Origin of the sequence: Acinetobacter pittii ATCC 19004 = CIP 70.29 (assembly GCF_000369045.1) — a bacterium.
GTDB classification, from domain to species: Bacteria; Pseudomonadota; Gammaproteobacteria; order Pseudomonadales; family Moraxellaceae; genus Acinetobacter; species Acinetobacter pittii.
The window spans coordinates 360343-379110 of the sequence record NZ_KB849789.1 but is presented as its reverse complement, the minus strand read 5'-3'; the positions used below and the strand labels follow the sequence as shown (position 1 = coordinate 379110).

19 protein-coding genes are annotated in these 18768 nt (G+C 38.0%); 9 read left to right on the top strand and 10 right to left on the bottom strand.

Features of this window, described 5'->3' with window-relative positions:
• The first annotated feature begins 343 nt into the window (after window positions 1-343).
• Window positions 344-1681, top strand: a complete 1338-nt coding sequence (gene citN / locus F928_RS12205; protein WP_002117607.1) for a CitMHS family transporter — start codon at window positions 344-346, stop codon at window positions 1679-1681.
• 42 nt (window positions 1682-1723) lie between these two features.
• Here the strand turns inward: citN and F928_RS12200 are convergent, their stop codons facing one another.
• On the bottom strand, window positions 1724-2236 hold the full coding sequence (locus tag F928_RS12200) for a hypothetical protein (RefSeq protein ID WP_005075490.1): 513 nt from the start codon (window positions 2234-2236) through the stop codon (window positions 1724-1726).
• Window positions 2237-2449: 213 nt separating this feature from the next.
• Between F928_RS12200 and F928_RS12195 the strand changes: the two genes are divergently transcribed.
• Complete coding sequence (locus F928_RS12195; protein WP_005075487.1) at window positions 2450-3007, top strand: DUF2239 family protein; 558 nt, start codon at window positions 2450-2452, stop codon at window positions 3005-3007.
• Window positions 3008-3060: 53 nt separating this feature from the next.
• Here F928_RS12195 and cysN read toward each other — a convergent pair whose 3' ends face one another.
• From cysN to lysS, 5 genes are all read right to left on the bottom strand, one after another.
• Entirely contained in the window at window positions 3061-4674 is a 1614-nt protein-coding gene (gene cysN, locus F928_RS12190) for a sulfate adenylyltransferase subunit CysN (RefSeq protein WP_002117513.1), read from the bottom strand.
• A 30-nt stretch (window positions 4675-4704) separates the two neighbouring features.
• Window positions 4705-5613 (bottom strand): sulfate adenylyltransferase subunit CysD, encoded by a 909-nt coding sequence (gene cysD / locus F928_RS12185; RefSeq protein ID WP_000140408.1) that lies wholly within the window; start codon window positions 5611-5613, stop codon window positions 4705-4707.
• Complete coding sequence (locus tag F928_RS21995; protein WP_002117520.1) at window positions 5606-5737, bottom strand: hypothetical protein; 132 nt, start codon at window positions 5735-5737, stop codon at window positions 5606-5608. The genes cysD and F928_RS21995 overlap by 8 nt, the downstream gene beginning before the upstream one ends.
• Window positions 5738-5990: 253 nt before the next feature.
• Window positions 5991-7445 carry a capsule assembly Wzi family protein gene (locus F928_RS12180; protein ID WP_002117621.1) on the bottom strand — a complete coding sequence of 485 codons (1455 nt, stop codon included), beginning with the start codon at window positions 7443-7445 and terminating at the stop codon, window positions 5991-5993.
• Window positions 7446-7630: 185 nt separating this feature from the next.
• Window positions 7631-9160 (bottom strand): lysine--tRNA ligase, encoded by a 1530-nt coding sequence (lysS, locus tag F928_RS12175; protein WP_002117806.1) that lies wholly within the window; start codon window positions 9158-9160, stop codon window positions 7631-7633.
• A 256-nt stretch (window positions 9161-9416) separates the two neighbouring features.
• On the opposite strand from lysS, the gene F928_RS12170 reads away from it, so the two are divergent.
• Window positions 9417-9905: a YqiA/YcfP family alpha/beta fold hydrolase gene (locus tag F928_RS12170; RefSeq protein WP_005075483.1), complete on the top strand. Its 489-nt coding sequence runs from the start codon at window positions 9417-9419 to the stop codon at window positions 9903-9905.
• A gap of 15 nt (window positions 9906-9920) precedes the next feature.
• Here the strand turns inward: F928_RS12170 and F928_RS12165 are convergent, their stop codons facing one another.
• Entirely contained in the window at window positions 9921-10361 is a 441-nt protein-coding gene (locus F928_RS12165) for an SRPBCC family protein (RefSeq protein WP_005075481.1), read from the bottom strand.
• Between the two features lie 446 nt (window positions 10362-10807).
• Between F928_RS12165 and rubA the strand changes: the two genes are divergently transcribed.
• The 4 genes from rubA to oxyR all read left to right on the top strand — a co-directional run bounded on the left by rubA (window position 10808) and on the right by oxyR (window position 14160).
• Window positions 10808-10972, top strand: coding sequence for a rubredoxin RubA (gene rubA / locus F928_RS12160; protein WP_000760495.1), 165 nt, complete (start codon window positions 10808-10810; stop codon window positions 10970-10972).
• A gap of 94 nt (window positions 10973-11066) precedes the next feature.
• Window positions 11067-12248: a rubredoxin reductase RubB gene (rubB, locus tag F928_RS12155; protein ID WP_005075479.1), complete on the top strand. Its 1182-nt coding sequence runs from the start codon at window positions 11067-11069 to the stop codon at window positions 12246-12248.
• 52 nt (window positions 12249-12300) lie between these two features.
• Window positions 12301-13245: an esterase EstB gene (gene estB / locus F928_RS12150; RefSeq protein WP_002117541.1), complete on the top strand. Its 945-nt coding sequence runs from the start codon at window positions 12301-12303 to the stop codon at window positions 13243-13245.
• 6 nt (window positions 13246-13251) lie between these two features.
• Window positions 13252-14160 (top strand): LysR family transcriptional regulator OxyR, encoded by a 909-nt coding sequence (oxyR, locus tag F928_RS12145; protein ID WP_002117503.1) that lies wholly within the window; start codon window positions 13252-13254, stop codon window positions 14158-14160.
• 29 nt (window positions 14161-14189) lie between these two features.
• Here the strand turns inward: oxyR and F928_RS12140 are convergent, their stop codons facing one another.
• Window positions 14190-14774 (bottom strand): SPOR domain-containing protein, encoded by a 585-nt coding sequence (locus tag F928_RS12140; protein WP_016805997.1) that lies wholly within the window; start codon window positions 14772-14774, stop codon window positions 14190-14192.
• A gap of 57 nt (window positions 14775-14831) precedes the next feature.
• Here F928_RS12140 and F928_RS21990 point away from each other — a divergent pair, with 57 nt between their 5' ends.
• Window positions 14832-14960, top strand: a complete 129-nt coding sequence (locus F928_RS21990; protein WP_080591609.1) for a hypothetical protein — start codon at window positions 14832-14834, stop codon at window positions 14958-14960.
• Window positions 14961-15020: 60 nt separating this feature from the next.
• Here the strand turns inward: F928_RS21990 and ppk1 are convergent, their stop codons facing one another.
• A complete protein-coding gene (gene ppk1 / locus F928_RS12135; RefSeq protein WP_005075475.1) occupies window positions 15021-17099 on the bottom strand; it encodes a polyphosphate kinase 1 in 2079 nt (692 codons plus the stop codon).
• A gap of 105 nt (window positions 17100-17204) precedes the next feature.
• Window positions 17205-17882, bottom strand: a complete 678-nt coding sequence (mtgA, locus tag F928_RS12130) for a monofunctional biosynthetic peptidoglycan transglycosylase (protein WP_005075473.1) — start codon at window positions 17880-17882, stop codon at window positions 17205-17207.
• A gap of 76 nt (window positions 17883-17958) precedes the next feature.
• Here mtgA and aarA point away from each other — a divergent pair, with 76 nt between their 5' ends.
• Window positions 17959-18768, top strand: a complete 810-nt coding sequence (gene aarA / locus F928_RS12125; RefSeq protein WP_005075472.1) for a rhomboid family intramembrane serine protease — start codon at window positions 17959-17961, stop codon at window positions 18766-18768.

The window sequence follows — 18768 nt, the reverse complement described above, 5'->3', positions numbered from 1 at the left end:
CATTGCAAACAAACTTATGTAACTTAGCTCAAAGTAAGCCCCTAAATGCTTCTTCTTCTCATTTCACTCATCAAAATATATATAATTAAAAAAAATGCCATATAATTTTTATTTTTATAATACCTTTATATTATTTTATAATAGTATTCATTTATTATAAAACCATTATAATCTTAATATATATGTTCAGTATTTCATCTAAATATACCCATCCAAACGAATATATATTAACCAAATAAACTAAATATATTATTTGTCTTTTTAATAAAAATTAATAAGAATAACCAAGGTCAGAGTTTTGAATAAACTTGTTCAGTAAAACTATAGGCAAAGGATTGATTGTATGCTGACATTACTTGGTGTTGGCATGATTTTGTGCTTCATGTACTTAATCATGTCCAAACGTTTAAGCCCTATTATTGCTTTAATTCTCATCCCGTTTATTTTTTCTCTCATTGCTTGGGGCCTAGGTCATTACTTTGAAAGTTTAAGTCATATTGAACTTAAAGGTCTCAGTGAGATGATGCTGGATGGCATCAAAAAATTAGCGCCAACTGGCGTAATGCTTTTATTCGCAATTTTGTATTTTGCCTTAATGATCGATGCAGGTCTTTTCGACCCACCGGTTAAATGGATTTTGAAAAAAGTTAAAGGCGATCCTTTAAAAATTACTCTAGGAACTGTCTTTTTAACCACTCTCGTTTCTTTAGATGGTGATGGCTCAACCACTTATATGATCTGTGTGGCTGCAATGTTGCCACTTTATCAACGCTTAGGAATGAACACACTCATCATGACTGCGCTTATGCTTTTATGTAGTGGTGTAATGAACCTAACGCCATGGGGTGGTCCTACTGCTCGTGCTGCAAGTGCGTTACAAGTTGATCCAAGTCATATTTTCGTACCAATGATCCTTCCAATGATCATTAGTATTGGTTGGTTATTCTTCTTGGCATATTTATATGGCCGCTATGAGCAAAAACGTTTAGGCGTGATTGAGCTTGAAAGTCATCATGGTGATAATATTACCGTGTCGAAAGACCCTGAAGCGACGCGTCCACATTTACGCAAAGTAAATATGGTACTTACTATTATTCTCATGATTGCATTAATCAAAGGCATTTTGCCAATGTCGGTGCTATTCATGCTAGCGTTCTGTATTGCAATGCTGATTAACTATCCTGATGTTGATATGCAGAAAAAGCGTATCGCAATGCATGCAGATAGTATTTTAGCTGTTGTAGGTTTAATTTTCGCTGCAGGTATTTTCACAGGGATTTTATCTGGTACAGGTATGGTTGAGGCGATGTCTAAAGAATTCGTCGCAATGATTCCTCCAAGCATGGGTCCATATCTTGCACCGATTACCGCTTTAGTCAGTATGCCTTTAACATTCTTTATGTCAAATGATGCATTCTTCTATGGTGTTTTACCAATTCTTGCTGAAGCGGCTTCTCATTACGGTATTAGCCCAGAAGCTATTGCTCGCGCCTCAATTGTAGGCCAACCAGTACACTTACTATCGCCTCTTGTTCCATCAACTTACTTGTTATGCGGTCTTGCTAAAGTTGACTTTGCAGATCATCAAAAGTTCACATTTAAATGGGCATTTATAACATGTATGGTTTTGATGGGCACCGCATTAGTGATTGGCGTTTTCCCGCTCTTTAGTACACTTTAATTATTCCCCTAAAAATAAAAGCCCCAAACGGGGCTTTTATTTTTATTTATTTATATACTCAATCATGGCGTCTAAGAACGCATGAAAGTGCAAGCTAATATCTTCTTCTAAAATTTTATAGGCATTATCAAATTGCACCATTGGCCAACCTTCTTTCCAAAATGGGAAGATGTCATGTAAGTCATGAGTAACTATTGCATCTTCTCGAACAATCGCTTGTGAAATTTGTGCCAAAACTTGCGCTGTTTCTGCACCATCAATAGCTAAATAATCAATACCACGCGCTTTTAAAATACGAATTCGATCTTTTTTATAGCGAATTTTTTTAGCTTGAGCTGCATTTAAACCTAGTGCAAGAGTAACTGCCTCTACAAACTTTTCTTCAAAATTTGTATTCAGTACCACTAAAGCCTGTTTATGTGCTTCCTGACGTCCTGCTTTTCCCCCGTTACGGATGATCTCATTTGCTTCCGTATCTAGCTTATCTTTTTTCATCGACTGTAAAATGTCTAAAATTTCGATATCGCTTAAAGATTCAGGAGATTGCTCAAACATAGGAGTCTCTATACATACAACTAAAGGCGTATTCTCTCATAAAAGCGATACTAAAGCAGAGTAAATTTTTAAATAGCCCATTATCTTGAATATTTTTATAGTCCTAACTTCATAGACTACACTCATAAAATCAAATAATTCTTTGGTTATAATTTTAATTATTTGCCAAATTAATTTTACCCTGATAATATTATTTTACCCTGATAAAAATATATGGCTAAAATGAATACTAAAATCACCTATACTGCCTTCACTGGAAGCACGCTTATTGCAAGTGACTCCCTTATTGAACTTGCAAAAAAACTTAAAGATCTTCCGAAAACAACGGAAAATATTCTGATTTTTAATGATCAAACAGGTCAACAAATTGATCTTGATCTTTCTGGTTCGGAACAAGAATTTCATCAACGTTATGGTGAACCGGAAGAAATTAAAAAAGTTGGACGACCTAAACTCGGAGTAATTTCTCGTGAAATCACTTTACAAAAAAAACATTGGGATTGGTTAGATCAGCAAAGTGCGAGTGCATCAGCAGTAATTCGTAAGTTAATTGATAAAGAGTTAAATAATCCAAATTCTGAAGGTAATATTATGCTCGCTAAACAAGCCATTGACCGTTTTATGTCTGCCATGTTGGGCAATATGCCAAATTACGAAGAAGCAACACGTGCCTTATATCAAGGCGATCGAGATATATTTTTAAAAATGATTCAGAGCTACCCCAAAGATGTAAGAGAATATTTAATTTTAAAAACTCAAAGTATTTTCTAGACCCAATAAAAAAAACCCGCTTACGCGGGTTTTTTCAAAATCAATTCAGTCTATTAAAGACGAACTAATTCCACAACTTTTTCAGCTGCCTCTTCAACGGTTTCAGCAGTAACTTCTGTATCAGTACCTTCCACAGAAGTTGTGATAACCACAACACCTGTCTCACGCAATAAAGTAATTTGTTCAGCAGTTAAGTTGGCTTTTGCAATCGCAACTACACCTTGTTGGATTAATAAACTTTCTAAAACTTGAGCTTTCTCGATTAACTGTGCAGAAATCCCAATCACCGCTGGCTTTTGGCCCAAACGTGCAGCACGATCTTCAGCTGTTACAGGATTGCTATGTGCAGTCCATTCAACAGCAGCCTCAACCATACCTGCACCAACAGTTACGTTGCTTAAGCGGTCAATGAAGATGAATGAACCTGTATAACGAGAATCTTGATATTGATCAAACACAACTGGCGCATCGAACTCAACTACAACATCTGCAATTGCATTTAACTCAAGCTCTTCCACATGAGTATGTTCAAGTGTATTCACATTCACTCGATAGTGAATATTAGTGACTTTAGCAGGAACAGTCTGGGTACCAATCTTAACGTTGTATAACTTACCTTTCACGAGCGGATGTTCATTCATCCACACCACTGAAGCACGAACACTACGTGAAATTAACGGTTGCTCGCCAGCACGTACCAAAACGTTACCACGGCTAATATCAATTTCATCATTCAGGGTCAATGTAACCGCTTGACCCGCTACAGCCTGCTCAAGGTTTCCATCAAAAGTAACGATTTCTTTAACTGTTGAACGCTTACCTGATGGCAGTGCAACAATCTCATCACCAACATTGATTTCACCTAAAGCAACAGTACCCGCAAAACCACGGAAATCAAGGTTTGGACGATTTACATACTGAACAGGGAAACGGAATTCGTGTTTGTTTGATTCACGACTAATTTCCACCGACTCAAGAATGCTCATCAAGGTTTGACCCTTGTACCACGGCGTATGAGCTGACGGATTCACAACATTATCGCCATTTAAGGCAGAGATTGGTACAAACTGAATATTGGCTGGACGACGATCACCTAATTGGCTTACGAAAGCATCATATTCAATCTGAATTTCAGTGAAACGCTCAGGTGAATATTCAACCAAGTCCATCTTATTGATTGCAACAACAATATTTTTAATACCAAGCAAACTTGCAATAAACGTATGGCGACGAGTTTGAGTTTGTACACCATAACGCGCATCGATCAGGATGATTGCCAAGTCCGCAGTTGACGCACCTGTTGCCATGTTGCGTGTATATTGCTCATGCCCTGGAGTATCCGCAATAATAAACTTACGCTTTTCTGTTGAGAAATAACGGTATGCTACGTCAATGGTAATACCTTGTTCACGTTCTGCTTGAAGGCCATCTACTAGTAACGCCAAGTCTGGTGCATCACCCGTAGTTCCTACTTTTTTACTGTCTCGCGTTACAGCTTGCAATTGATCTTCATAAATCAATTTTGAATCGTAGAGTAAACGTCCAATAAGCGTACTTTTACCATCGTCTACGTTACCGCAAGTCAAAAAGCGTAGAAGGTCTTTTTGTTCATGTTGCTTTAAATAGGCCAAGATATCTTGACTGATTAATTCTGATTGATGAGACATTGCTCAAACTCCACAAATTTAGAAATTGTCTTAGAAATAGCCTTCTTGCTTTTTCTTTTCCATTGAGCCCGCTTCATCATGGTCAATCATACGACCTTGACGCTCAGAACTCGTGGCTAAAAGCATCTCTTGGATAATTTCAGGTAACGTATCTGCTTCAGACTCAACTGCACCAGTTAACGGGTAACAGCCAAGCGTACGGAAACGTACAGACTTCATCTGTGGAACTTCACCCTCTTTTAGACGCATACGCTCATCATCAACCATGATTAACGTACCGCTACGCTCTACTACTGGACGAACAGCAGAGAAATAAAGAGGAACGATTTGAATATTTTCTAAATAGATATATTGCCAGATATCCAACTCAGTCCAGTTAGATAAAGGGAATACACGAATACTTTCACCTTTGTTCACTTTACCATTGTAAAGATTCCAAAGTTCAGGGCGTTGGTTTTTCGGGTCCCAACGGTGTTTGCTATCGCGGAATGAGTAAACACGCTCTTTTGCACGTGATTTTTCTTCATCACGACGTGCACCACCAAAAGCAGCATCAAATTGATATTTATCCAAAGCCTGTTTTAAAGCTTGGGTTTTCATAATATCGGTATATTTTGAACTACCATGATCAAATGGGTTGATCCCAGCTTCACGGCCTTCTTTATTCTGATGAACAATTAAATCAAAACCATGAGTTTTTGCCATGTTATCGCGAAACGCGATCATGTCTTTAAATTTCCAACCCGTATCTACATGTAATAATGGGAATGGAAGTTTCGCTGGATAAAATGCTTTTAATGCAAGATGAAGCATAACAGCCGAGTCTTTACCAATTGAGTAAAGCATGACTGGGTTTTCGAATTCTGCAGCAACTTCACGGATGATATGAATGCTTTCCGCTTCAAGCTGTTTGAGATGTGTGAGTCTTGATTCAGTCATGAACACGTCCTTCTCTATCCATTTTGCCCATAAAATCTAGAAGTAGTATTAAACCACCACCTAGAAGACCATGTGGAGGAACGAGTGCCATAACAACTCCAATTTTTCGTGATAGATAATCCAACCACAAGCCTTTATATGGCTTATAGCATTAGTTATGCATTATAGTGATTTAAAACCGATTCCTTTTGCTTGTTTTTTCATATTGATATTCGATTTAATCATATACATGTAATATGCTGATTCACTTGCATAACTTTGTAATCCTAGCTTGTGTAACCAACTTAAGCAAATCATGTTCTAGTCTTTAGTTTTCTTTAAAAGCCATAAAAAAGAGAAGCATTAATCGCTTCTCTTTTCTAAAACATGATCTAATCTTAGAAACCAAACATTTTACGTTCTAATGGAATTTCAACACCAATAGATGCACCTGCATCATTACCCTCAAGATCCGAATCACTTACCCATCCATTAATTTTTAATGGAAGATCAGGTTTGATGAAATGCGTCCACGTTAAATCAAGTGCTTTAATTTCATCATCTTTAGGGAATGCTTTATTGATTGCCAAGTTAGATTGGTTAACTTTAACCACCATAGCGCGACCACTTAAACGGTTCATGACATCAAAGCGGATATCGCCACCCACCGAATACATTTGCCCGTCACCACCCATCGCATGACCTAACGAGAAACCATGTTGATAATAGCCATCTGTATATTGGTGGTGATTATATGAAATCCCTCTTGCATCACCATTTGTACGTGTATCTGCCCATTCAGCATAGAGTTGATAAGGCATATTATTAACTATTGAAGAATAATCTGCTCCAGCCAAATACATTTTTTTAGATGGTAAACCACCCGCCTCATCTTCCCCTACATATTGCCCGTAAACACTGACTGGGATATTAAACAACGGTTGTAATTGTAAACGAGCATCAAAACCTGCTAACTGATTAGATGCATTATCTTCGCCTACACAACTACTTTCAGTACAACCATTATCTTTACCGATAATCGCATTCCAATAGGCTTTAAAACTATTTGGCTGACCATCTCCACCAATTTGAATCGCTCTAGAAGCACCAAGTTCTAAAGCAGGAAATGGTTGTGCAGTTAAACGCATCCCAATTAATTTTGCATTATGTATTTTATAATCATCTAATTGACCAGCAAAAGCTTGATATTGCCAAGGTCCAATCCAAGACAACCATTTTGTCTCAAAAGCATTTTGCACAGCACGTTGTGCAGTTACCCCATAAACTGGTCGACTTGCATCACCACGAATTAAGCTACCATCATGTCCAGGTCCCCACCATGTTGGAATTTGACCTGCAACTACCCATTGATTCCAAAGTTTACCAGCGACATATGAACCCTCAACATTGACATCTTGACCATTATCAATTTGTGGGTCTTTTTCTGCATTTACTCGGATTTTAGCGTCCCAGTTTTCACCGCCAGCATTAAACTCTAATGAACCTTGGTACTGTGATTTTTGGTTATCGCCAAATGCTTGTGGAATATTTTTAATATCAGATTCAGCAAAAGCACCCACTTTAACTGTATTGTTATCTGCTTTTAACGCATTAAGTACTGAATTAATAACTTTTTGTTGAGCTGGATGCGTCACTTTTGCTTGAGAAAGTGCTCTTTGAATTTCATCACCACTTAACGGCCAAGTTGAAGTGCTAATACTGATAACACCTTGTTGATTTAACCAGTTTAAGTCGGTACGTAAGTCTTCATTATTTAGCACTAAACCTTGTGCAAAAATAGCGGATGAAGCAGTTGCCAATATTGCAATTGAAAGTGTTTTTCTTAGAAACATGCCAGCCAATTCTCAAAGTTATTTATGAGCAACACCTTAAATTTTTTATCACAACTTTGCAATTGTTAAACTGTGCAATTACATTTTTTAACGCTATCTTAAGATTAGTATAATTAGGTAAGTTTCTAGATATAAAAAGTAATAAAAAAGGCAGTATAAATACTGCCTTTTTGCATCTTAGAAGATTAACCTTCTTTACGGCGCATATGCGGGAATAAAATTACATCACGAATACTTGGTGCGTCAGCAAATAACATAACCAAACGGTCAATACCAATACCTTCACCTGCTGTTGGAGGTAAACCATATTCAAGTGCTTCAACAAACTCTGCATCGTAATGCATTGCTTCATCATCACCAGCGTCTTTTTCAGCAACTTGCGCTTGGAAACGCTCAGCTTGATCGATTGGGTCATTTAACTCGCTGAAGCCATTTGCTAACTCACGACCACCGATGAAGAATTCAAAACGATCTGTAACGTGTGGATTGTCATCATTACGACGCGCCAATGGAGAAGTTTCCGCTGGGTAATCAGTAATAAATGTTGGCTGACGAAGTTTAGTTTCAACAGTTTCTTCAAATACGATTGTTTGAAGCTTACCTAAACCAAAACCTGGCTTAACCTCTTCTTTCAACTCTTCACGAATAAATTTTGCAAGAAACTCGCGATCACCTACATTTTCAGGTGTGAACTGCGGATTATTCTCTAAGATCGCATCGAACATAGAGATTTTCTTGAATGGTCCTTTGAAGCTAAATACTTCACCTTGGTAAGGAACATCAGTTGTACCTAGAATATCCAAAGCCAACTTTTCAAGCATATTTTCAGTCAATGCCATTAGGTCTTTATAATCAGCATATGCCTGATAAAACTCGATCATCGTGAATTCAGGGTTGTGACGTGTTGACACCCCTTCATTACGGAAGTTACGGTTGATTTCAAACACACGCTCAAAACCACCCACAACTAAACGCTTCAAATAAAGTTCAGGCGCAATACGTAAGAATAAAGGCATATCCAAAGCATTGTGATGTGTTTCGAATGGACGTGCAGAAGCACCACCCGGAATCACATGCATCATTGGCGTTTCAACTTCCATGAAACGTTCATTGTTTAAGAATGCTCGAATACCTGCAACAACTTTGGCACGGATTTCAAAAGTCTTACGTGTTTCTTCATTCACAATTAAGTCAAGGTAGCGTTTACGGTACTTAACTTCTGTGTCATTTAAGCCATGAAATTTATCTGGTAACGGACGAAGAGATTTTGTAAGAAGTTCAAAACCTTCAAGATGAACATATAAGTCACCTTTGCCTGAACGTCCGATATAACCTTCGGCAGCAATAATGTCACCGAGATCTAAGCCTTTAATGGTTTCAAGAATATCTTTTGGTAAGCCTTTACGGTCAACATATAACTGAATACGACCTGTCATGTCTTGAATCACCATGAAAGAACCACGGTTTAACATGACACGGCCAGCCACTTTTACATAGACATGCTCAGCGCTTTCAATTTGTTCTTTCGACTGATCTTTAAATTGTTCTTGTAGATCAGCTGCGTAATGTTCACGCTTAAAAGTATTTGGCCAAGGACTCTTTCCAGTTTCCTTCGCAACATCTTGGATTTGCTTTAATTTGGCATGACGCTGTGCAATTAAATCGTTTTCGGAAATAGTTGGTTCAGAAGTCGATTGAGCGTTTTGTTGCGTCATCTCTGCCTCGATTAAGTAAAAATGAAGTGGCATAGCTTAACAGATTGCAGGAGTTTTTCGAATGATTTCAATCAAACAAAAATGAAAAAAGACAATTTATAGAAAAGAGCAGTACTTTTTAAAGGAAAAATGACTTAGACCAATCGCTAAGATCATTTTTTAAAGCTTTTAGTAAAATATAAAAAAATCCAAATAACCTCGATATTCAAAGGCCCTATTTGCCTTGTATTTTATCAATGAGATTGTGTCGTAAATAATGAAAATTCTATTTTTACATGGCTTGGATTCTTCTCGTGAATCGACAAAGTTCCACGCCATTTCACATCCTGAAAAATTTTGTATTGACGTTGATTATCGTAACTTAAGTTATGCATCTGTTGAGTACTTTTATCATCAGGCTATTCAGACGATCAAACCTGATTTACTGGTTGGTCACAGCCTTGGAGGATATTGGGCCTTAAAAACTGCCGCTCAACATAAATTAGCTGTGATTGTGGCAAATCCAAGTCTTACCCCTAATTTTCGGGCAGACTACCCTCAGCTTTCCGAAGAAGAACTTACTCACTCTAATCCTAAAATGGCTTATTTAGAATTAGGAGATGAGCAACTTGATATGTATCAGGTTCAAGAAAAACTTGCGCCCTACATGAATATTGAAACCTTTGAAGGCGGACATCATCGTTTGGCCTATCCTTCTCGCCTCAATGATTTGATTATGAAAATTTATAAAAAATATTTGGCTTAAATTAATGCAGATTGCCTATTTTTCTTCTGCCAATTTCTTGATTACGTCAAATCCTTGAACGAAGCCACTTTTCAACATACCCATGTATTCAGGTAAGGTGGCTAATTCGACTTTTAAAGTAGTTACACTATCGTGCTGGCTCAAAAAATATTTTTCTTGGGAACCACTCCAGCCTTTAACTTCTTCACTTTCTAAATCTTCCTTACCGTCCTTAATCATTCCTAAATGTTTAAAAATCAAGATTTCCGGCTTTTTCAATTCTTCAATGGTGGAAACCATGCCATTGCCTTCGCCATCTAAGAAATAAGTTTTACCACCAATTTGCCAATCGGTACACATTGAGGAATCTGGGGCAAAAAATTTTGTCCAAGCATTATATGTCTCGCTATTCCAAAGTAATTCCCATACTTTCTCTATAGGCGCCTCAATCTCTACTTCATATTCTAAATTTTCCATATTTTACTTCCCTGATTTATGCCGTTTTTATGATGTCGACTTTTAATTTTCGCGTTTAATGATGACATCTGTTGAATCTTTATTTGTTGTTATTTAGCTTTCTTATTATATAAATCTTTTAAATGAGAAGGCACTTTTTATTTCTCAATAATTTCACAAACAACATTAAGTTTAAAATTAACGTTAAGAATGTATTAGTTATTATTAGTTTATGCCCAAGTTTTGCCTAAAAAACCACTTATTTGTCCTAACCTGCCATTCATCTTTGCTTACGAATGATTAAACTCCGTTATTTGCTTTACATTAAATGTAGAACTGCGTAAAAATTTGATATCCGATCAAAGGCACATTGGTTATTATTGACCGGATCGTGGTTACATTATTAATAGATGGAATAGTTTTACTGAAAGGCAGCTTTGAGCAAACTTATCAGTGCGGAGAGTCTCATGAAAAAATATCAATGTATCGTTTGTGGATGGATTTACGATGAAGCAGAAGGTTGGCCACAAGACGGCATTGCAGCTGGAACAAAATGGGAAGATATCCCTGATGACTGGACTTGCCCTGATTGCGGCGTTTCAAAAGCTGACTTCGAAATGATCGAAATCTAATGATTTAAAGCAAAAGGCCATGATTGACATGGTCTTTTTTACGAATATTACCCATTACCGTATTAATTAAACAATTCTAACTCTGGAGAGAAAAATGCATCCTATCGTCATTATCGGATCAGGCATGGCGGGTTATACCTTAGCACGTGAGTTTCGTAAACTTAGCCCAGAGCAAGAACTTGTGATGATTTGTGCGGATGATGCAGTGAATTATGCAAAACCAACATTATCAAATGCATTTGCAGGTAAAAAAGCACCTGAACAGATTGCTTTAGGTGATGCTGCTAAAATGGGTGCCCAACTCAATATGCGTATTGAGCCTTTCACTTTTGTAAAAGAAATTTTAGCTGAACGTCATGAGCTTGTTCTTGAGAAAGATGGGGTAACTTCGAATCAACCCTATTCAAAACTGATTTTAGCTGTTGGTGCTAACCCAATTCGTCTTGCAATTGCAGGCGATGGTAGTGATGACATTCATGTAGTGAACTCGCTAATTGATTACCGTGCTTTCCGTGAAAATCTAGCTCAACGTAAAGACAAACGTGTTGTTATTTTAGGTGCTGGTTTAATTGGTTGTGAATTCGCCAATGACTTACTTCATAGTGAATATGACATTACTGTCATTGATTTGGCACCTCAACCATTAGGTCGCTTATTGCCAGGTCATATTGCTTCTGCATTCCAGCAAAATCTCGAAGAGGCTGGTGTTAAATTTGCATTAGGCACAACCGTTGAAAAAGTCAGTAAAATTAATAATGGCGAAGATTATGCGATTACACTCGCAAACGGCCAAACTTTGGTAGCCGACATCGTTCTTTCAGCCATTGGTTTACAGCCAAATATTTCACTTGCTAAAAGTGCAGATATTCAAACAAGCCGTGGCATTATTACCAATAGTTTACTTGAAACAAATCAAGCCGATATTTATGCGATTGGCGATTGCGCTGAAGTAAATGGCACGCTACTTCCGTATGTAATGCCGATTATGCAGCAAGCTCGTGCTCTTGCAAAAACCCTCAGCGGACAACAAACTGCCGTGCACTACCCTGCTATGCCAGTTGCAGTAAAAACTCCTGCAGCTCCACTTACAGTGTTACCAGCTCCAATGAATGTAGAAGTGAACTGGGAAACAGAAGAGTTCGACGATGGTATGCTTGCTAAAGCAATTGACAATGAAGGAACATTGCGTGGTTTCGTATTGTTAGGTGCAACAGCAGGTAAACAACGCTTAACTTTAACAAAGCTTGTTCCAGATCTTATTCCAGCCCAAGCATAAGGTTTGAATCAGGAATACTCTTTTGTGAGTATTCCTTTAAGGAATGAATAACATGAATAGTGCCTTACAGTTTAACATTTCGCCGTACACATCTTTCATGCAAGAAACCAAGGTCAACTTAGGCAATGGTATTGAGCTACATGTAGAAGTAGGTGGAAAACCGGAACATCCAACCATTTTGCTGATTATGGGTCTTGGCGCTCAAATGCTTTTCTGGCCGGATTTCTTCTGTAAATCACTCATTGATCAAGGTTTTCGTGTTATTCGTTTTGATAACCGCGATATTGGCCTTTCTTCAAAAGTACGTCATGAAGGTAAACGGTTAAATACGGTTAAATTGATGGGTCGCTTTGCGCTCGGACTAAGTAATCAAGGTGCCCCTTATACTCTGCATGATATGGCAGATGATGTATCAATGCTTATTGACCGCTTAGGCGTGACTAAAACACATGTCATTGGTGCATCAATGGGCGGGATGATCGCTCAAATTCTTGCAGCAAAATATCCTGAAAAGGTTGAGAAATTGGGACTCATGTTTACAAGTAATAATCAGCCTTTTTTACCCCCTCCTTTTCCGAAACAACTTTTGAGTTTAATTGGCAAACCTGAGTCACGTGACGAAGATGGTATTGTTAATCACAGTTTAAAATTATTTCAATTGATTGGTTCACCTGGTTACGTCAACCAGATTGAAGCAATGCAAACTGCACGCAAACTTTATCAACGTAGCTATTATCCTGCTGGTGTACTTCAACAGTTTTTAGCAATATTATGTACAGGCTCCTTACTTCAACTGGACCGTGAAATTAAGCAACCCGCGTTAGTCTTACATGGCTCTCGTGATCGCTTACTTCCACCTAGTCATGGTAAGGCTGTAGCAAAAGCAATTTCCGGTGCTAAGTTTGAATTAATTGATGGAATGGGGCATGATATCCCTGCACATTTTATTCCTCAGCTTAGCGGTTTATTTGCGCATCATTTTAAATCATCATACTAGGACACTATGGCTGCATTACCCTCACTAAGACAGCTATCATATTTAGTTACGTTGTCGGAAACTTTGCATTTTACTGAAGCAGCACGCCGCTCTTTTGTCACGCAATCGACGTTATCAGGCGGCATCATGGAGCTTGAACGATTGTTAGGTGGCGTTCTGGTAGAGCGTGACCGTCAGAATGTGCGTTTAACACCATTGGGTGAACAAGTTGTTGCTCGTGCCCGTGTACTACTAGCAGATGCTCAAGATTTAATGCGTTTGAGCCGTGAAATGAGTGAACCGTTAACAGGCGATTTGCATTTGGGAGTTATCCCAACCATTGCACCTTTTATCCTGACACGGTTACTTGATGAAGTGCATCAGCAGTTACCTAAAATTCAGTTGCATCTGCATGAAGCTCAAAGTGAAAAAATTGTAGAGCGTCTGGAACACGGTAATCTAGACATGATTGTTCTTGCTCTACCGTTTGATACTAGAGGCCTAAAAGTCGCTGAAATCTCGAAAGAAAATTTGTACCTTGTATGTAGTAAGCAAGATACAAATGCTTTGCAAGCAAACTCACTAGATGATCTTGATTTATCGAGATTAATTTTGCTTGAAGAAGGCCACTGTTTACGTGACCACGTTTTAAGTGCATGCCCTATCGGTGAACGTAAAAACGACAACCGTTTAAAAGCAAGCTCTTTACCAACTTTAGTTGAAATGGTTTCTTCTGATTTAGGTTTTACGCTTTTACCAGAAATTGCAATTGAAAATAGTATGATCAAGTTTAATGATCAAATTACTGCAAAACCAATTGAAGATGCCCCGAGTCGCACTTTAGCGCTAGTCACTCGTAAAAGTACGCCGCTACAAAGTGAATTTGACGTGTTACTGCAAATTATGCAGAAAATCACGACAAACCTACATGAATAAAAAAAGGAGTCTTCGGACTCCTTTTTATTTTATTGAGGTGTAAGGGATGCCCACTTAAACACCCAAGCAGATTGCATATTCAAACTATTATCAGCAATAATTTTTTCTCTAATAATTTGTGCGATAGCATAGTCGTTGGCCGGATCTATCATGACTCGTATTCCTTTAGTGGTTGAACTAGTTACGACCTTATAGCCTTTTGCCTCAAGCTGAGATTGAACCCGATTTGCTTTATTTTGATTAGCTGCTAGTGCAACCTGTACCATCCACTTTTTTTCACCATTTTCTAAAATTTCTTTAGCGATCGCAGCATCAAGTTGTTTTTTATTTTCAGAATTTTTCTTTTCTTCTTTTGTGTGAACTTCCTCATTTTTCTTTTGCGCTAAAAACTCATGTTGCTTTTGTTTTCTTTTTTGGATGACTATTGTTTTATTCCTTACCTCACTCTTTTTAGTTTTATCATTGGAAACGGGCGCAAAATAAGGATATATCGCTTGATCATCAAACCTTTGAAATACGATGATATCCCCATAACACTTCTGATCTGCGTAAACGGTCACTGGCATTATCCCCAAAAGTATTCTAATAAGTAAATTTCTAATAAAGCATTGCATCTTATTCATTTACCGAAGTTAAGTATATTTAATGCGGCGTATTAAAGTAGATTTCACATGATTTGTATATTTATAAAATTCAATGTTTTATGGAAAGAATCACATATTTTAAAAACATCTTGCTGTGCTTCAAATTATTATCGTTTACCCAACAACCATTTAGAAAAACTAATTAAATTATTTTGAATTTCAGTGAATTAAAAAAGCCGACATTTTGTCGGCTTTTTTAATTAAATTTAAAACTTATTATTTAATCATTTCTAATAGTGCTCTTTGAGCATTATGCAATTTTTCACCCTCTGCTGGCTCAGCACGTACCCAAGTACCATCTGACTGTAACAACCAAGCTTGCTGGTTATCTTGCAAATAGTTCACTAGGCCTTGTTGATAAATACGTTTTTTCAATGCAGGATCTTCCACAGGAAAACATGCTTCAACACGGTTAAATAAATTACGATCCATCCAGTCTGCGCTTGAGCAGTAAATACGCGCATCGCCATTATTGCTGAAGTAATAAACACGGGTATGTTCAAGGAAGCGCCCTACAATTGAACGTACACGAATATTTTCTGATAAGTTAGGCAAACCTGGACGTAAACAGCAAATAGAACGAATAATCAAATCAATCTGAACACCCGCTTGAGATGCTTCATATAATTTATTGATCAATTGAACTTCCGTTAAGGCATTCACTTTCACAATAATTTGAGCTTTACGTCCTGCCTTAGCATTGGCAATTTCTTCATCAATAAAGTTGATGAGCTGAGCATGTAAGGTAAATGGTGCATGTAATAGCTTTTTCAATTTCGCCATTTTGCCCATACCAGTCAACTCTTGGAAGATACGATGCACGTCTTCACAGAGATCTTTATCGGTCGTCATGAGACCATAATCGGTATAAATTCGAGCATTCATTGCATGGTAGTTACCAGTGCCTAAATGAACGTAACGCACAAGTTTGTTATTTTCACGGCGCACCACCATAATCATTTTGGCGTGAGTTTTATAACCAACAATACCGTAAACAACGACAGCCCCCGCTTCTTGTAAAACGTTAGCTACTTCAATATTTGATTCTTCATCAAAGCGGGCACGCAATTCAATAACTGCGGTCACTTCTTTTCCATTACGCGCTGCTTCCGCCAAAATCTGTACAATTTCAGAGTCAGCACCACTACGGTAAAGCGTCTGCTTAATTGCCAATACTTGTGGATCGCGAGCAGCTTCACGAAGTAGCTGAATCACGGGTGCGAAAGATTCAAAAGGATGATGAAGCAAAATGTCTTGCTTCTGCATTGCAGAGAAAATGTTCTCGGTCTTTTTAAACACTTTAGGCACAACCGGCGTATGCGAGTCATAACGCAAATGAGGGCGTTTAAAATTTGAAACCAGACGAGCTAAGTTTACAGGTCCATCAACTTTATATAATTGCTCATCGGTTAAATCAAATTCTTCTAATAAGTACTCATAAATATGCTGTGGACAATTATGAGTCACTTCTAAGCGAACCGCACGACCAAAACGTCGAGAACTTAATTCACCTTTTAAAGCTTTTGCTAAATCTTCAACATCTTCATTTAATGCCAAGTCAGCATTACGTGTAACACGGAATTGATAACATCCAGTTGCGGTCATTCCAGGGAATAAATCGGACACATGCTCGTGGATAATTGCAGATAGCATGACATGATGTTCTTTACCACCTGTTAACTCATCTGGCAGGCGGACAACGCGAGGTAATGAACGTGGGGCTGGAACCACGGCTAAATCAATTTGACGGCCAAAAGCATCTTTACCTTCTAAGGTAATAATAAAGTTTAAGCTCTTATTAACGAGACGTGGGAACGGATGCGCTGGATCTAAGCTAATTGGGGTTAATACAGGTGCAACTTGTTCTTGAAAATACTTCTTAATCCAAGCTGACTGTGCTGGCGTTAGTTCACCACGACGGAGGAAGCAAATATCTTCTTCACGTAACTTAGGTAAGATTTCTTCATTTAAAATACGATATTGACGTTCAATCGCAGCATGAGCAGTTTCAGAGATTTTTTGTAAGACTTGTCTTGGCGTCAAACCATCAGGGCTACGACTCTCATTGCCCAGAGAAAATTGCTCCATCACCCCCGCAACACGAATTTCGAAAAACTCGTCTAGATTACGAGAAAAAATGAGCAAGAAATTCATTCGCTCAAGTAATGGATGTAAAGGGTCTACCGCTTGCTCCAATACACGCAAATGGAAGTCAAGAATAGACAATTCACGATTTATATAACGGTCATTATAACTATATTCTGTTGGGGTCGTTGCTGTAATCGCTGTATTCATGTCTAACTCAATTCTCTATCCAGCCAAAATCTCTATAAAACAGTATGCTGCAAAAATATGACAATTTGGTAAAAACTAAAAAATTTACACATCTTTAAAACATCATTATTCAGGAATCTGGGTTCTATTCATATAACGTAGAATAACGCGTTTTCTATATTGTAGTTTACGATCGTTGCGGTGATCTTGATAATATTTCGGATCAGGCAATAATGCGGCCAAAAAAGCAGCTTGTTCGCGCGTTAAGCTTCTCGCACTTTTACCATAATAATATTGCGCGGCTGCTTCTACACCATATCGATTTTTGCCAAATTCAACAGAGTTCATATATACCTCAAGAATTCGGCGTTTTGACCACATTCGCTCCATCATCCATGTGGCTATGGTTTCTTGGCCTTTACGAATAAATGAACGCTTATTGTATAAAAACAAATTCTTTGCCAGTTGTTGAGACACCGTAGAACCACCAGCAACGACCTCTCCTTGCTCATTGTTACGCTCTAGCGCAAAACGAATGCCATCCCAGTCAAAACCATGGTGATGAATAAATTTTGCATCTTCCCCAGCTAAAATCGCATGCTTGAAATTGTCGCTAATATCATCATAGTCAAGCCATTCATGAATGATCGGCTCTGAGGTATCTGACCAATAATCAATTCGCATAAACATGGTGGTATCAACCTCATGTGTACGCCACCAAACTAAACTTGAGAAAATCCAAAGCTGAATAAGGAGAATTGCTCCTATAAAAATTAACAACACGCGAACAATAAAAGCTTTCATGTTCGTCCTGATCTCCTGTATTCAACTTTTTTCATGTTAAGCTGTTAAGCATGTTCATATATAACAAAAGCATAGCATGACTCAATATCAGCCTCCGCACATTAATCGTAAACTCAATGTACAAACTTGGTGGCTGACCGCCTTATTGATCTTGATTAACGTAGGTTTGTTTGTTTGGCAAATTGCAACTGGTGTCGATATTAGCGACCCAGCCATGAAAGATGCTATTCATTGGGGTGCAGATTTTACACCACTTACTTTTACTGGGCAGCCTGAACGCTTATTTACCAGCATGTTTTTTCATTTTGGTCTTGTTCACCTCATGCTTAACATGTGGGCCCTCTATATTTTCGGTAATGTTGCAGAGTCTCTATTTGGTCGCTTCTATTTTATAAGCCTTTATTTACTTGCTGGCTTATTCGGTAGCCTTCTTAGTAGCTATATGACCATTCAAAATGGGCATGAATTACTGCAACATTTCGATCAAAGTTTACTTCCTCATGTCAGTGCAGGTGCTTCGGGTGCCGTGATGGGATTAGGTGCTGCGTTAACAGTACTTTCTCTATTTCCCCCGCTGCAGCATCAAGCCTACATACTCGATAAAAAAGCTTTATTAATGGTTATGGCCATCAACCTTATTTTTGGTTTTGTCGCAACTGGTATTAATAATGCCGCGCATATTGGCGGCATGATTATTGGAGCATTTCTTGCACTGATGTGGTACTTAAGCTATGTCAGCAAGTTAAAAACTATACTTAAAATTTTAGGTTTATTAGGAGCAGTAATCATTACAGGTGGTTTTTATATGTACTGTGTACAAATCAACTCACCGTTACTTCCACTATGGCATGAAATCATCATCCAGAACCCTGACATTATTCCTTAA

What these genes read in the sequence shown, in the direction of transcription:
- citN (WP_002117607.1), top strand. Translation starts at nt 344, where the DNA reads ATGCTGACATTACTTGGTGTTGGCATGATTTTGTGCTTCATGTACTTA.
- F928_RS12200 (WP_005075490.1), bottom strand. Translation starts at nt 2,236, where the DNA reads ATGTTTGAGCAATCTCCTGAATCTTTAAGCGATATCGAAATTTTAGAC.
- F928_RS12195 (WP_005075487.1), top strand. Translation starts at nt 2,450, where the DNA reads ATGGCTAAAATGAATACTAAAATCACCTATACTGCCTTCACTGGAAGC.
- cysN (WP_002117513.1), bottom strand. Translation starts at nt 4,674, where the DNA reads ATGTCTCATCAATCAGAATTAATCAGTCAAGATATCTTGGCCTATTTA.
- cysD (WP_000140408.1), bottom strand. Translation starts at nt 5,613, where the DNA reads ATGACTGAATCAAGACTCACACATCTCAAACAGCTTGAAGCGGAAAGC.
- F928_RS12180 (WP_002117621.1), bottom strand. Translation starts at nt 7,445, where the DNA reads ATGTTTCTAAGAAAAACACTTTCAATTGCAATATTGGCAACTGCTTCA.
- lysS (WP_002117806.1), bottom strand. Translation starts at nt 9,160, where the DNA reads ATGACGCAACAAAACGCTCAATCGACTTCTGAACCAACTATTTCCGAA.
- F928_RS12170 (WP_005075483.1), top strand. Translation starts at nt 9,417, where the DNA reads ATGAAAATTCTATTTTTACATGGCTTGGATTCTTCTCGTGAATCGACA.
- F928_RS12165 (WP_005075481.1), bottom strand. Translation starts at nt 10,361, where the DNA reads ATGGAAAATTTAGAATATGAAGTAGAGATTGAGGCGCCTATAGAGAAA.
- rubA (WP_000760495.1), top strand. Translation starts at nt 10,808, where the DNA reads ATGAAAAAATATCAATGTATCGTTTGTGGATGGATTTACGATGAAGCA.
- rubB (WP_005075479.1), top strand. Translation starts at nt 11,067, where the DNA reads ATGCATCCTATCGTCATTATCGGATCAGGCATGGCGGGTTATACCTTA.
- estB (WP_002117541.1), top strand. Translation starts at nt 12,301, where the DNA reads ATGAATAGTGCCTTACAGTTTAACATTTCGCCGTACACATCTTTCATG.
- oxyR (WP_002117503.1), top strand. Translation starts at nt 13,252, where the DNA reads ATGGCTGCATTACCCTCACTAAGACAGCTATCATATTTAGTTACGTTG.
- F928_RS12140 (WP_016805997.1), bottom strand. Translation starts at nt 14,774, where the DNA reads ATGCAATGCTTTATTAGAAATTTACTTATTAGAATACTTTTGGGGATA.
- F928_RS21990 (WP_080591609.1), top strand. Translation starts at nt 14,832, where the DNA reads ATGATTTGTATATTTATAAAATTCAATGTTTTATGGAAAGAATCACAT.
- ppk1 (WP_005075475.1), bottom strand. Translation starts at nt 17,099, where the DNA reads ATGAATACAGCGATTACAGCAACGACCCCAACAGAATATAGTTATAAT.
- mtgA (WP_005075473.1), bottom strand. Translation starts at nt 17,882, where the DNA reads ATGAAAGCTTTTATTGTTCGCGTGTTGTTAATTTTTATAGGAGCAATT.
- aarA (WP_005075472.1), top strand. Translation starts at nt 17,959, where the DNA reads ATGACTCAATATCAGCCTCCGCACATTAATCGTAAACTCAATGTACAA.